Below are 13,592 nucleotides of genomic sequence, written 5' to 3'. Positions count from 1 at the left end.
GTAGCGGAACGGAATTGACCGAATATTGCGATCTAGCGTGGAATTTCTTCCAAGGGCTGTTTCAAGCGCTGGTGTAGCCGCTACTGTGCGGGACCGTGAAACCGATCTCTGCCGCAACGGCGGCAGGCAGCCGACCGCCCTGGCAGAACCGCCGGCGGCTGCGTCAGGCTGCCTACACGGTCGGTGCCCTGCTGTCGCTGTACGGCGTGCTCGTCGTCATCGCTCTGCTCGGTGGTCCGCGGATCGGCGCCTCGTTCCTGCCGCTGCCCGGTGGCGGCCCGGACCCGGCCAGCCCGGTCGCCGGCCTCGAACCCAGCACCCGGCTCCCGACCGGCGGCCCGACCGTCCCGCGCGGCTCGGAGACCCCGGTACCGACGGCTCCGCCGACGCCGGGCCAGACCCCGTCGTTGCCGCCAGCAACGACGACCGCGCCGGGGACCGGTCAGGTCACCGAGAACGGACAACCCGCGACGCCCTGCCCGACCACCAAGCCCGCGATCCCGCAGCTGGTCGACCACCAGGAGCCCACGCACCCGCCGGCCACCAAGGTCCCCCCGAAACCGACCACCCGGCCGCCCGCGGACCCGACCACCCAGCCGCCGGACCCGCCGACCAAACCGCCCACCAAGCCGCCGACAGAGCCCCCGCCCACCAGCGACCCACCCCCGCCGCCCCCGGACGACCCCGACGAACCGAACGACCCAGGCCTGGTAGGCGGCCTCCTCACCACCATCCTCGACACCCTCGGCCTCTAGTAGGCCTCGACTTCGGTGGTGCTGGCGTTGCCGGTGATGGTGGGTTGGAGGTCGATCTGCCAGCCTTCGTTGCGGCCGAAGGTGCGGTCGAACTTCTGGAAGGAGCAGTCGGCGCCGAACTGCCGGCGCTCCAGGTTCCAGTCGGTGCCGCTCTTGTAGTAGATCGAGTACGCGCCGCCGATCCGGCTGATCGTCGCGGCCTTCTTCGACTGCACGTACACCATCACGTGCGGTGTGCCCGGCGGTTGCCCGGTGCTCACGATCGAGATCGCCACGTCCTTCGCCGTACCGTTCGTGACCCGGAGCCGGCCGATGCCGGCGGGACCGCGGCGGACCAGGACGGCGCCGTTCGACGGCCGGACGTCCTCGGGCGCCGGGCCCGGGTCGGGCAACGTGGCGCCGAAGCGGAGCTGGAGCTTGTCGAGTGACACGATCGCGCTCTGCAGATCCGCGCGCAGCTGACGCTGGACCTTCTGCGACGTGTAGGCGACCCCACCACACCGCGCGTTCAGCTCGACGGTGTCCGACCTCGCGCCGGACATCGACGTCGCCGCGACCCGCAGCCGCGCCTGCAGCACCTGGTGTACGCCGGCCAAACGGCTCGTCACCGTGGTCTCGGCCAACTGCGACGACGCCGTGTTGAGCGCCGACGACAACCCGCCCATCGTCTCGGTCAATGCCTCGGCGGTCCGCACCCGCGTGAGCGCCCGCAGGCCACTCGCGAGGGTCTTCTCGATCCTCGTCAGCTCGGCCTGGTACGCCGCCGACCCGAGCGGCCCGGTCGGTGTCGACGGCACCGGCGCCTGCACGGGCGTCGTACTCACCGACGCCGACGGTGTGGACACCGACTGCTCCTGCACCACCGGGTCACCACACCCGGCCACCAGCCCCAACCCCACGCAGAGCACAGCGAACCTCTTCATGCACGCCCCCCACACCCACCCTGTTGCCGCACAGGGTATGCGTCCCGGAGGTCGTGAGCGAGCCCCGGCCCGGACTGTGACCGGTCAGCGTGGGGCAGAGCGGACGAACGGGAAGGCGAGCGTGGCCCGGATGTTCTGGCCGGTGAGGAGCATCATCAGGCGGTCGACGCCGAGCCCGAGTCCGCCCGTCGGTGGCATCGCGTACTCGAGGGCGGTGAGGAAGTCCTCGTCGAGCGACATCGCCTCGGGGTCGCCGGCAGCGGCCTTCAGGGACTGCTCGGTGAGCCGGCGGCGCTGCTCGATCGGGTCGACGAGCTCCGAGTAGGCGGTGCCGATCTCGGCGCCGAAGGCGACCAGGTCCCACCGCTCGGCGAGCCGTGGCTCGGACCGGTGCGTGCGCGTGAGCGGCGACGTCTCCAGCGGGAAGTCGGTGTAGAACGACGGCAGGGTGGTGGCCGGCTCGACGAGCTCGTCGTACAGCTCGAGGACGAGCTCGCCGGCGGTGCACTCGAAGGTCGTGTGTACGCCGTACGTCGTGCACAGCTCCCGCAGCCGCTCGACCGGGGTGTCCGTGGAGATCGACGTACCGGTGGCGCGGCTGACCGCGTCGTGGACGGTGATCACCGGCCAGTCGCCGGAGATGTCGACCTCGCCGCCGGGCCGCTGGACGACCGGCTTGCCGAAGACCGCGGTCGCGGCCTCGATCACCAGCTCCCGGGTGAGCTCACGCATCACCTCGTAGTCGGCATGCGGCTGGTAGGCCTCGACCGAGGTGAACTCGGGGTTGTGCGTCGCGTCCGCGCCCTCGTTGCGGAAGTTCCGGTTCAGCTCGAAGATCTTGCCGAGCCCGCCGACGCTGAGCCGTTTGAGGAACAGCTCGGGCGCGATCCGCAGGAACAGCTCGGTGTCGTAGGCGTTGATGTGGGTGGCGAACGGGCGCGCGTTCGCCCCGCCGTGCGCGGCCTGCAGCATCGGCGTCTCCACCTCGATGAAACCGCGCGCCTCGAAACCGTTGCGCAGGGCCCGGACCGCGCTGCTGCGGTATCGCATCATCCGCAGCGACTCCGGGTTCATCACCAGGTCGAGATGCCGCTGCCGGACCCGGGCCTCCGGATCGGTGAACCCCTTCCGCTTGTCCGGCAACGGGTGCAGGCACTTCGCCGCCATCAGCCAGCTCGTGGCCGCGATCGACAGCTCGCCGCGACGACTCGTGACGACCTCACCGGTCACGCTGACGTGGTCACCGATGTCGACCAGTCGTCGCCAGTGGTCCAGCCCGGGTTCGCCGCACGACTCCGCGGTCAGCATCACCTGCAGTTGCGACAACCCGTCCTGCAACGAGGCGAACGCGAGCCCACCGTGGTTCCGCAGCCGCATCACACGTCCGGTGACGGCCACCTCCGAACCGGTCCGGTGGTCGGCCGGCAGGTTCGGGTACAACGCGCGGATCCGCCCCAGCGTCTCCGTCCGCGGCACGCTCGCGGGGTACGGATCGATGCCGGCAGCAACGAGCTCGGCCAGCTTCGACCGCCGGATCAGCTCCTGCTCGGTCAGCTTCCGGTCGGGCAGAGCCGGCCGCAGCAGTTCCTCCTCCTGTGACCGTACGGCGCCCGCGAACGCGCCACCGTCCGCCGCCATGATCGCGTGCCGTTCGGCGGTCTCCAGGCTGTCGACCCGGGTCCACGGCCGCGGCGCCGGCAGGAAACCTTCCGCGGTCCCGGCCGCCAGCAGGACCTGCGCCAGCGACGCACCGCGGGAGTAGCAGATCAACCGCGGCGACCAGCGCGGCAGGTACTTCTCGTTCGACTGGTACAGGCTCTCCAACTGCCAGAACCGCGACGCCACCGTCAGCAGCGCGTTGGTCAACCGCAGCACCGGCCCGGCGCCGACCCGCTCGGCGTCGCTGAAGATCTCCCGGAACATCGCGAAGTTCAGCGAGATCCGGTGCAGCCCGAGGTCCCCGCACGCGTCGACCAGCGACGTGACCATGAACTCCATCAGGCCGTTCACCGACTCCGGATCCCGCCGCATCAGGTCGAGCGAGACGCCGCGCACCCCCCACGGCACGAACGACAGCAACCCGCGCACCGAGCCCTCGGCGTCGCGGGCGATCACCATCACGCAGCGCGCGTCGGCCGGGTCGCCCAGCCGCCCGAGCGCCATCGAGAACCCGCGCTCGGTCTGCGCTCCCCGCCACCTCTCGGCCAGCTCGACGTACTCCGCCAACGCGTCCGGCGACAGGTCGCCGTGCCGGACCACCTCCGCGTGGTACCCGGCCCGCTGGACGCGCGTCACCGCCTGCCGGACCGGTCGCATCGTCCGGCCCTCGAGGGTGAAGTCCGCGACGTCGATGATCGCCTCGTCGCCCATCGACAACGCGCGGAGGCCGGCGTCGACGTACGCGTGCGCCGCCTCCTCGCTCGCGGACAGGACGGCGGGGGACCAGCCGTACGTGCGGGCCTCGGCCAGCCAGACCTTGATCGCACCGGGCCAGGCGGCCGGGTCGCCGAGCGGATCGCCGCTGGCCAGGCTGACCCCGTTGACCACCCGGTACGCGATCGCCGCGTCCTTGGCGGGGGAGAACACGACCGCCTTGTCCCGGCGGGTGGCGAAGTACCCGAGGGAGTCCCGTTCGCCGTGCTGCAGGAGCAGGCGGCGTACGTCGAGCTCCTCGGGCTGGGACAGGTAGCGGACCCGGCGGACCGAGCGCAGGAAGATGGCGAACGCGATCACCAGCGACGCGGCCGAGATCGCGCCGACGGTCAGACCGATCCAGCCGTGGCCCTCGTGGCCGCCCAGCTGGCTGCGGGACTGGCCGAGGGTGGCCATGACCGCCCAGCCGATCTTCTCCCGCTGCCCGGTCAGCGTCTTCGGGAAGATCTGCGTCAGCGTGATGCTCACCGCGACCGAGACCAGCAGGCCGGTCAGCAGCGCGGTGATCGCGAGCTGCCGGGTGCCGGGCGCCAGCCGGGCCGGGAACGCGCCGCGGATCGTCCACAGCAGCACGATGATCGCGGCCACCACGACCACCTGGACGATGCCGAGCTCCAGATCCTTGACGGTCGCCGGGCCGAACGTCGACAGCAGTTCGGCGTCGTTCGGGTTGGCCAGCCGGACGCTGGTGAACGCGACCGCCGCGGTGTGCGCGATCAGCCAGAGGGCCTGGAAGACCCATAGCACCCACAGCAGCGCGGCCCGCTTGCCCCGCAGCAACGCGCTGCCGACGACGGCCAGGTAGACCGCGGAGAAGAAGGTGTGCCCGGCCGGGATGCCGAAGAAATCGAAGGCTTGATCAACCTGCTTCACGGACGCCGGGGCGAACAGGTGCAGCGGGATCGCGATGAACGACCAGACCGACGCGGCCACGACCACGCGGCCCACCCAGACAGCCGCTCGCTGCTGCCACTGCGGGACCACCACCTCCGCCTGTTCCGACCGCACCGGGCGATCATCCCACTAGTGTCCCCGAGTGATACCTGCCGCACGCTCTGCCTGCTGCCGGCGACCCGGTTACCAGGCCTGAGGCAAGCTTTGTTGCGATGACAACGATCTGGGTGGTGCTGCCTGGGCTGGCCGAGACTCCGGAGGAGTTCGGCCGGGTGGCCGAGCTGTTGCCGGGGCTGGACGTCCGGGTGGTCGATCCGTGGTGTACGCCGGTCACGTCGGACGTCGACGCGTTGCGTCGCGCGGCCGGCGTGCCGGCGGATGCGGAGGTCGGGTTGATCGGGCACTCGATCGGCGGTCTCGCCGTCCTGCGTTGGGCGTTGACCCGGCCGTCCGAGGTCAGCCGGGTAGTGCTCGTCGACACCAGCCTCACGTCCGAGACGGGCTGGCGACGGCTCTACCCTGGGACGCCCGGCAATCGCGTGATCCGGGCGTTCCTGCGGTCGCTCGGGCGGATCGGCGTACCGCAGCTGCTCGGGCCCGCGGTCCGGCGGCTGATCGTGAGGATCGGCAGCACCACGAACCGCGATCTGTTGTCCAAGGCAACCGCACGGCAGCGGTACGGCGACGCGCGGTCCTGGCTGTTGTTCTGGGACGAGCTCGCGAGTAGTTGGGAGCTCGCGAGCGAGGTCGGCAGGCTGGTGTCGGATCAGGTCCCGCCGACCACCGTGCTGGTGGCAATCGGCGGAAGCTCCCGGTTCACCGCGGACCGCTGGCTGGCCGGTCAGCGCCGGCTGGCCGACGTACTCGACGGAAAGATCGAGGTGCTGGCTGACTCCGCCCACCTTGTCCACCTCGATCGCCCCGACGCGATCGCTGCGGCCGCAAAGAACTAGGCCGTGCTGGTGAGCGCCGGCGTGGGCAGCTTGCGCTGCCAAACCTCGTCGAGGGCCATCCGCATGGCGCCGGTCACGACCGCGTCCTCGGCGAGGGCGGAGAGCTCCAGCTTCGGGTGGTTCAGCGTGAGCAGTCGCAGCTGGTCCGAGATGGCGTCGAGCAGTACGGCGCCTGCGCGAGCCACACCGCCACCGATGACGACAGCGGTGGGGTCCAGCACGAGGACGGCGGGGGCGAGCGCCCGGGCGAAGTCGCGGGCGACCTGCTGGACGACGGCCTGCGCAACCGGGTCACGCTCGGCCGCGGCGGCGAACACGTCGGCCGTGTCCAGCTGGTCTCCACCGAGCTCGGCCAGCCGGGACTTGGGGTTGTCGATGGCGGCCTGACGGCCGAGGGCGGCGATCGCCTCCGAGCCGACCGCACGCTCCAGTGGGCCGCGGCTGTCCTCGGGGTTGATCACGTCGTCCGGCGCGGTCGCGATGAAGCCGATCTCACCGGCGGCGCCCGTGCCCCGGTGGAGGCGGCCGTCGATCACGATCCCCGCACCGAGCCGCTCACCCCACTGCACGGCGAGCAGCGTGCCGGTGCCGCCGCGTGCGGCCGCGATGGCCAGGGCAGCCAGGTTGGCGTCGTTGTCGAGCATGACCGGACAGTCGAGCAGGCCGCGGACGTGCTTGATCAGGTCGACCGCGGACCAGCCCGGCACACTCGGGACCAGCTGGACGCGGCCGGTGTGCTCGTCCACGATGCCGGGGCTCGCGGCGACCGCGGCCGCGATGTCGTCGGCCGGCACCTCGGCCTCGGCCAGCGCCTCGGTGATCACCTCGCTGATGACCCCGAGCAGCTCCTGGGCCGTCCAGCCGGGGCCGGAGCGCCGGACCAGCGCGAGCTTGCGGCCGGCCAGGTCGGAGACGCCCACGGTCACCCGGTGCGGGCCGACGTCCAGGCCGAGCACCGGCGCCGCGCGGCCGCGCAACGAGACGCGGATGGCCGGGCGGCCGAGCGATCGGTCCGCGGAATCGGGGCCGTGCTGCTGCAGCCAGCCGGCGTCGAGCAACTCGTCGACGGCCTGGGCGACGGTCGGTCTGGCCAGACCGGTGCGCTCGACCAGCTCGGCGACCCGCAGCGGCGCGGGCGCGGACCGCCGGACCGCGTCCAGGACCGAGGCCACGTTGATCCGCCGCAGCATCGTCGTACCGCCGCCGCCGACCGTTCCCTTGCTCATGTCCGACCCCTTGCCTGCCACTCGCCCATCCTAATAGAAAGCGAGTGTTCATAAATTACCGTTTCGTGACGCGTCCACGGGCGGTCGCCGACTGCGTGAGTCGACAACTACCACCCTCCGGCCGTCCTGCGGTCCAGCACACGCATCAGTGCCGGAATCGGGCCGCCTATTTGGTTCCGGACAGCACCCTCAGTCCTGCAGAACGGTCCGGGCGAAACTGCTCAGTGCCTCCCGGTCCGGTTGTTGTGTCTTGGTCATCAAGCTGGCCACATGCTTCTCCACGGTCCGTGGCGAAATGTGCAGCCGGGACGCGATCGACTTGTTCCCGATCCGGTCCACGAGCAGCCGGCAGACCTCGTACTCGCGGCTGGTGATCCCGAGCTGGCGCAGGTGCGCGGGCACCTGCTCGATCCCGCTCCGGCGCTGGGACACGGTCGCCCCGAGCTGCCGCAGCAGACTGCGGCACGAGCTCGCCACCGCCGGGATCTCCGCGTTGTGGAAGTAGTCCTCGGCCTGCCGCAGCCACGTCACCGGCTCGCCCCAGCCGTCGGCGTGCGCCGGCTCCGCGATCAGCCGCAGACCCAGGTAACGGGCCATTGGGTAGAGCGACGCGGTCTCCAAGGCTTCGGCCACCTTGGCGTTGGCCGCGTCGACCTGACCGCTCCGTCCGATCAGTACGGCGTGCGCCAACTGAACGAACTGCTTGTTCCACCGCATCCCACTGGCCGCGGCCGCGGTGATCGCCTCGAAGTGCGCCCAGCTGTTGCGCCCGGACAGTACGCCGAGCAGCAGCCCCAGACCGTACTTCCCCGAAGTGTGCAGGGTGGTCGGGTTCTGCGCGTCGTACGCGAGCGCCTGGGCCATCTCCGAGTCGGCGAGCTCGCGGTTCTCCTCCAGCAGCGCGCAGAACGTCCGCGCGAGCCCGTAGGAGTACGGCAGCTCGTACGACGCCCGCTCGCCACCCCAGTTCGCGGCCTCGGCCAGCGTCGCCTCCATCGCCGTCCGGCGTCCGCGGTGCGCCTCGAGGATCGCCTTGGTGGACAGGAAGTACGTCGCCGAGCGGCCGAGCCGGAGTCGACGGGTGACCTCCAGGCACTCGTCGATGATGACCGCGGCCTTGTCGTACTCGGACCGCAGGATCGCCTGCTGACCGAGGATCCCGTCGACCTCGTAGGCCAGGGGGATGGCGCCGATCCGCAGCGCCTGCTGCCGGGCCTTCTCCAGCTCGGCGATGGAGCCGTTGGCCAGGCAGATCGTGCCGGCCTGGAAGATGTGCGAGCAGACGCGCTGGAACGTCATGTTGTGCTCTTCGGCCACCAGCCGGGCGCGGTGGAAGTAGTCGATCGACCGGTCCAGGTCGTGCTCGCGGGACAGGATGCCGAGCAGTTGCAGCGCGTCGCACGCGACCGCGGGCAGCTTGGCGCGTTCGGCTGCGCCGGCTGCGCGGGTCGCCAGCTCGGTCGCCGCCTTGAGCCGGCCGGGACTCGGCCGGGCGAGCTCGAGGTGGGCGGCGATTGCGTCGACCGGCGCGAGGTCCGCGTCGCCGGCGTCGATCCCGAGCAGCGAGCGGGCGGTCGCGACCTGGGTCAGCGCGGCCGACCAGCGGCCGGCCATGTGCTCCAGGTTCGCGAGCTGGACGTGCAGGGCGGCGACCTTGCGGCTGTCGAGGTTGCGGTCGGCCATCTCCTCGATGGTCGCCGCGTGCGCCGTACTGTTCTCGAACTGGCCGGTCTCACTCAGGGCGATCAGCAACGAGCCGAGCACCTCGGCCCGGTAGCTGGTGTCGGGATCGCCGGCCAGCAAGGCGGTCGCGCGCTCCAGCAACTTCACCGCCGACGCCATCGAGCCCTCGTCGAAGGACCGGCGTCCGGCGGTCGCGAACAGCCGGCCGGCCCGGGCCAGGTCGCCGCCGGTCTCCGCCAGCTCCGCCACCATCTGGCACCACTCGCCGGGAAGACCCGGATGCAGCTCCTCGATCGCGTCCGCGCACCGCCGGGCGAGCGTGGACCGCTCGGTCGGCGTCAGCCCAGCCAGCAGGGCATCAGCCGTCAGTGGATGCCGGAACGCGTACCAGTCCGGTACGGGCTCGTCCGGGCCGACCAGCTGCGCGGCCAGCCCGGCGCGCAAGGTGGCCAGCAGCAACCGCTCGTCCGTACCGGTCGCCTTGCGTACGACGCTCAGCGGAAACCGGTGGCCGATCACCGCCGCCAGCACCAGCAGGTCCCGCGACTGCGGACCCAGCTGGTCGGTCCGGCTGCTGATGCTCCGGACCACGGCGGCCGGGACGTTCGTCTGCAGGCCGTCGACCACCTGCACGCTGCCGTCGGCCTTGGACAGCAGCTGTCCGGACCTGCTCGCCTCCTGCAGCAGTTCCTCGACGATGAAGGGGATTCCGGCGCTGTCCCGCCACAGTCGATCGACCAGCGCGTCGGGCACTCCGTCCGGTGGCACCTCCAGGCAACTGGATGCCAGCTCACCGACCTCAGCCCGGTCCAGCGGCTGCAACTCGACCAGACCGGCCGAGCCGCGCTGTGCGGACAACTGGGCGAGCTCGAAGGCCGCGCACGTCTCCGACCGCAGTGTCGCGACCAGTGCGATCGGCTGGTCCTCCAGGTTGTCGAGCAGGTACTCGATCACGGCCAGCGTCTCGGGGTCCGAGCCGTGCAGATCCTCCAGCACCAGCAGGCAACCACGGTCCTTGCCGACGAGCGCCAGCAACCGCAGGACGGCTTCACCGAGGACGACGGCCGACGTGGCCGTGTCGTGCGCCGTACCGTCGTCCCACTCGGGGACCAGGCGGCCGAGCACCTGGCGGTAGGGGCCGAGACCGTCGGCCGCCGGCATCTCGCCACGGCGGATGAGCGACAGCAGCGCCTCGGTGAACGGGCGGAACGCGACCATGGTGCCGATGGCACCGACCCGGCCGCGCAGCGTCGCCATCCCGTCGTCGAGCGCCCGCGTGGTGCCGACCCCGGCCAGCCGGCTCTTGCCGATCCCGGGCTCGCCGACGAGGAAGACCGCGCCCCCGCGACCACCTCGGGCCGCGGCCAGCAGGTGGTGGAGCTGATCGATCTCCCGGTCTCTGCCGACCACTCTGGGCGCTCGGGTCTGCATGCTTGCCAACTCTAACGACGTATCGCTGCCACCGCAGCGAATCGCACCGGCCGACCGGCCGCCCTGGAGCGGACCGGTCGGCCGGTGCGATTCAAGCGCTTGCTCAGCTCTCGATCGTCGGCCACGTGCTGCCGAGGTCGCTCGCCGCGACCGCGGCCGCGAACGCGCTCAGGCCGACCGTGCCGACCAGGGCCATGGCCCGGGCGCCGATCCTGGAACGCGTCGGCAAGGTGATCGGACCGAGCGGGTCGGTGCCGTCCGTCGTCGGCTGGACGTCCGGCTCTTCGGTGTGGTGCTGGGCGGTCATGGTGTCTCCCCTGTCGAAAGAATGGGTGTCGGCGCTACAGGTGGGCGCCTCGACCCGGCGGTTGGTTCGAGCAGCAGGACAGACGGAACGCGTTCGGCGAACGCCAGCCGGAGCAGGCCGTAGCCGATTCCCGCCAGACCGGTCAGCAGGCCTGGAGACGGAACGGCTCGCGGTGTCCCGCACTGTGGTCCGTACTGCTGTACTGCCGCGAGCACCAGCCCGGCCCGGCGCCGCCGGACCACCTCGACAGCTGTGTGCCCACGTTCGGCGAGCCACACCAGTGGCTCCACCGCACCGAGCTCGCCGTGACACAGACTCAGGTCGGCGAGCACCGGCCTTTCCGCGGCGGTCCCCAGGTAGGCGTCGAGGTCCGCCGGTACGCCGGCACTCAGCCGGGCCAGCGCGGTTCCCGCGTCACCTGAGCACCATCCATGGCCACCAGGGCGCTCCCGCCGGTCCAGATCGGCCGCCGCACGCGCGGCGTCCGTGTACCTGTCGCCAGGTACGCCGTACCGGCCGAGAGCCCATGCGATTCCCTGGTAGCCCCGGGCGAAGCCGTGGTCCGCTGCTACTCGGCCACGGAGCCCGAGCTCCACTGCGCCGACGAGTTCGTCGGCGTACCGGCGGGCCAGGCGCGTGCCCGCCGGGAGTCCTTCGATCGCCTGTACGGCGGCGAGTCCGCCGGCCGCACCTTCGGCGTACGTGCACACCTCGTCGGGCCGGAGCCGCTCGGCGAGCTCCAGCGAGGCGGACAGCCAGCCGGTCAGCTCGGAGTCGTCGAGCAGGGTGCGCAAACGGTCCAGGCCGTAACTGATCCCACCGAGCCCGTGCAGGCCGGGTCCGACGAGCTGTGCCGACTCGGGGTCCGCGGCCAGGCTCTCCAGCAGGGCGGGGAGCGGGCGGATCGCGTCGCGCGCGAGTTCGCAGTACTTGCCGGCTCCGGTCAGCACGCCGACCTGAGCGAGGAAGAGCGCCGTACCGGTGTAGCCGTTGGTCAGTCCGGCGCCCATCGGGCGGACGGCCCAGTGGTGGTCGTCGATCAGTTCGAGACCCAGCCAGTTCGCGGCGCCGCCGGGGTCGCTGTGGACCTGCGCCATGATCTCGTCAGCGATGTCCGTGGCGGCGGCGAGCAGGTGGTCCGGATCCGCCTCGGTGGCGCCCAGGCCGGGCCGTCCGGAGGTGCCGGTGTGCACGATCGGCTCCGGACGGGTGGCGAGCGTCGCGGAGATCAGCCACTTCTGCCGGTGCTCGTCGATGTCGCTGAGGCCGGCGATCTTCGCCTCCACCGCGGCGAGGCCTTCGGTCGCGAGTACGTCGCGGATGCGGGTGCCGTCGGACGCCCACACGTCCCGGCAGTCCGGGCGAGCCGTGAACAGCGGTACGTCGCCCGCCCACAGGTCCGCCAACTCGTACGGCACGACCACGTGCAGGGCCTCGTCGGCGTCCCACAGCAGGTCGAGCAGTTGGCTGCGGCCGGCCGCGTTCCGCAGTGCGTCCGGGTGGGTCGCCTCGTCCAGCAGACCGGTGTAGAGGCTGGTGCCGCGCGGGACGAAGCGGATCTGGTCCGTCGCGCACCGGGCCAGCATGCCTTGCGGGCCGATCAGCTCGTCACGGTGCCAGGCAATCGCCTCATACGCGGCCCGGAACCCTGTGAGCAAAGCGATCTCGTGGTCCCGCGGCTCGATGTCGGCACCGTCGAGCCGTGGGCGGTTCTTGGCACCGGGTGTCTTTCCGGGACGCCGTACGAGGTGCATGGAGTCCAGGCCGGCGTCGGCCCAGTCCACGACACTCGTCGGCGCCATCGCGTCGGCGTCGCCACCGAGGCCGGACATGTCCGCGACCCCGTGCTCACCGCTCACGAGCAGCGGCAGCAGGGCGGTGCGGTAGACCGAGCTCAGCAGCTCGCGGTACGCCGGGTCGTGGCTGAGCGCCCCCGCCGGCGTGTGACTCGGGTGGAACAGCGTCTCGACGTCCACGAGCACCGGCTGCTCGCCGACGGCGATCAGGTTCTCGTAGTGCATGTCCGTGCCGTCCAGCACGTACAGCAGCGCCAGCAACGCGCCCTGGCGGTGGTAGAAGCGGCGTACCTCGGCCAGGTCGTGACACGGCTGGTGGACGACGTACTCCGACCAGCCGTACCCGGTGCGGGGGAGCAGGGCGACGGTGCGGATGTCCAGGCAAGTCTTGCCGTTCAGCCAGCCGACCAGGTCGTTGAAGTGGCCGTGCAGGTCGAGCGGCCGCGGCTTGTAGACCAGTCGCCGTCCGTCCGCGAACGTGAGGGTCGCCGTGGACCGTCCGCCCCGGTGCGGGTCGCCCGCGGGGTCGATCGCGGTCAGCGCGCCGGGATCACGGCCGTCGAGCAACCCGGTGACGAGCGACTCACGGTCCTCGGCGAGTCGTGCCAGCAGCTCGAGGTGACCCTCGACGCCCTGCCGGCACGACTCGCCCAGGACCCGGGCCAGCACCGGGTACGCGGCCAGGAACTCCGCCAGCTCGCTCCCTCCCACGAGCCGGTGGGTGAAGTCCAGAAAACGTTCGGCCGGGGTGTCCCCGGCCAGCTCTCCCCGGTCACGGGCCCGGGCGAGCTCCAGCACCAGCGTGCGCGACGCCAGCTTCACCAGCCGCAGCCCGAGCCGCTGCAGGAACTGCTCCGCCAGGACGCCGGTGTGCCCGGCCGCGGCCAGGTCGCGGCGGGCCGACGACAGCAGCGGTTCGAGGCACCGGACAAGCGCCTGCCGCCAGTCGCTGTGCCCACCCGACGCTCCGTCAGCCCCACCTGATGTGTGGCCGCCGGCGGCATCGGTCCCTGCGGGGCTGCGACCGGCGGCAGGCGCGGTCTGGGTGGTGCTGCGCTCGACGTACTCCGCCCAGGCGGGTGCCGAGGTGGTCAGCTCGTGCGGGCGCATCCCGGCGGACCACCAGGCATTGCGCTGGTCGGTCCGGGCCGGCCCGGCGGTCGCTGAGTTGAGCACGCGGACAGGCTGCCA

8 protein-coding genes are annotated in these 13,592 nt (G+C 71.5%); 2 read left to right on the top strand and 6 right to left on the bottom strand.

The window, feature by feature from the left end; genetic code table 11:
• The first annotated feature begins 95 nt into the window (after window positions 1-95).
• Window positions 96-755: a hypothetical protein gene (locus tag ACQPYZ_RS33345; RefSeq protein WP_433163040.1), complete on the top strand. Its 660-nt coding sequence runs from the start codon at window positions 96-98 to the stop codon at window positions 753-755.
• Here ACQPYZ_RS33345 and ACQPYZ_RS33340 read toward each other — a convergent pair.
• Window positions 752-1,678 carry a hypothetical protein gene (locus tag ACQPYZ_RS33340; protein ID WP_433163038.1) on the bottom strand — a complete coding sequence of 309 codons (927 nt, stop codon included), beginning with the start codon at window positions 1,676-1,678 and terminating at the stop codon, window positions 752-754. The genes ACQPYZ_RS33345 and ACQPYZ_RS33340 overlap by 4 nt on opposite strands.
• Before the next feature lie 84 nt (window positions 1,679-1,762).
• On the bottom strand, window positions 1,763-5,119 hold the full coding sequence (lysX, locus tag ACQPYZ_RS33335; protein WP_433163036.1) for a bifunctional lysylphosphatidylglycerol synthetase/lysine--tRNA ligase LysX: 3,357 nt from the start codon (window positions 5,117-5,119) through the stop codon (window positions 1,763-1,765).
• 98 nt (window positions 5,120-5,217) lie between these two features.
• Between lysX and ACQPYZ_RS33330 the strand changes: the two genes are divergently transcribed.
• Complete coding sequence (locus ACQPYZ_RS33330; protein ID WP_433163034.1) at window positions 5,218-5,958, top strand: alpha/beta fold hydrolase; 741 nt, start codon at window positions 5,218-5,220, stop codon at window positions 5,956-5,958.
• Here the strand turns inward: ACQPYZ_RS33330 and ACQPYZ_RS33325 are convergent.
• The 4 genes from ACQPYZ_RS33325 to ACQPYZ_RS33310 all read right to left on the bottom strand — a co-directional run bounded on the left by ACQPYZ_RS33325 (window position 5,955) and on the right by ACQPYZ_RS33310 (window position 13,577).
• The gene (locus tag ACQPYZ_RS33325) at window positions 5,955-7,184 is read right to left on the bottom strand and encodes an ROK family transcriptional regulator (RefSeq protein ID WP_433163033.1); all 1,230 of its coding nucleotides are present in this window, start codon (window positions 7,182-7,184) and stop codon (window positions 5,955-5,957) included. The genes ACQPYZ_RS33330 and ACQPYZ_RS33325 overlap by 4 nt on opposite strands.
• A 189-nt stretch (window positions 7,185-7,373) precedes the next feature.
• Entirely contained in the window at window positions 7,374-10,298 is a 2,925-nt protein-coding gene (locus ACQPYZ_RS33320) for an ATP-binding protein (protein ID WP_433163031.1), read from the bottom strand.
• Between the two features lie 103 nt (window positions 10,299-10,401).
• Window positions 10,402-10,605 carry a hypothetical protein gene (locus ACQPYZ_RS33315; RefSeq protein WP_433163030.1) on the bottom strand — a complete coding sequence of 68 codons (204 nt, stop codon included), beginning with the start codon at window positions 10,603-10,605 and terminating at the stop codon, window positions 10,402-10,404.
• The gene (locus ACQPYZ_RS33310; protein WP_433163028.1) at window positions 10,602-13,577 is read right to left on the bottom strand and encodes a type 2 lanthipeptide synthetase LanM family protein; all 2,976 of its coding nucleotides are present in this window, start codon (window positions 13,575-13,577) and stop codon (window positions 10,602-10,604) included. The genes ACQPYZ_RS33315 and ACQPYZ_RS33310 overlap by 4 nt, the downstream gene beginning before the upstream one ends.
• Between the last annotated feature and the right edge of the window lie 15 nt (window positions 13,578-13,592).

The organism is Kribbella sp. CA-247076, assembly GCF_050942445.1.
GTDB lineage: Bacteria > Actinomycetota > Actinomycetes > Propionibacteriales > Kribbellaceae > Kribbella.
Note: the sequence above shows the minus strand (reverse complement) of the source record. Positions and strands in the feature narration are given on the sequence as shown.

What these genes read in the sequence shown, in the direction of transcription:
- ACQPYZ_RS33340 (WP_433163038.1), bottom strand. Translation starts at nt 1,678, where the DNA reads ATGAAGAGGTTCGCTGTGCTCTGCGTGGGGTTGGGGCTGGTGGCCGGG.
- ACQPYZ_RS33325 (WP_433163033.1), bottom strand. Translation starts at nt 7,184, where the DNA reads ATGAGCAAGGGAACGGTCGGCGGCGGCGGTACGACGATGCTGCGGCGG.
- ACQPYZ_RS33320 (WP_433163031.1), bottom strand. Translation starts at nt 10,298, where the DNA reads ATGCAGACCCGAGCGCCCAGAGTGGTCGGCAGAGACCGGGAGATCGAT.
- ACQPYZ_RS33315 (WP_433163030.1), bottom strand. Translation starts at nt 10,605, where the DNA reads ATGACCGCCCAGCACCACACCGAAGAGCCGGACGTCCAGCCGACGACG.
- ACQPYZ_RS33330 (WP_433163034.1), top strand. Translation starts at nt 5,218, where the DNA reads ATGACAACGATCTGGGTGGTGCTGCCTGGGCTGGCCGAGACTCCGGAG.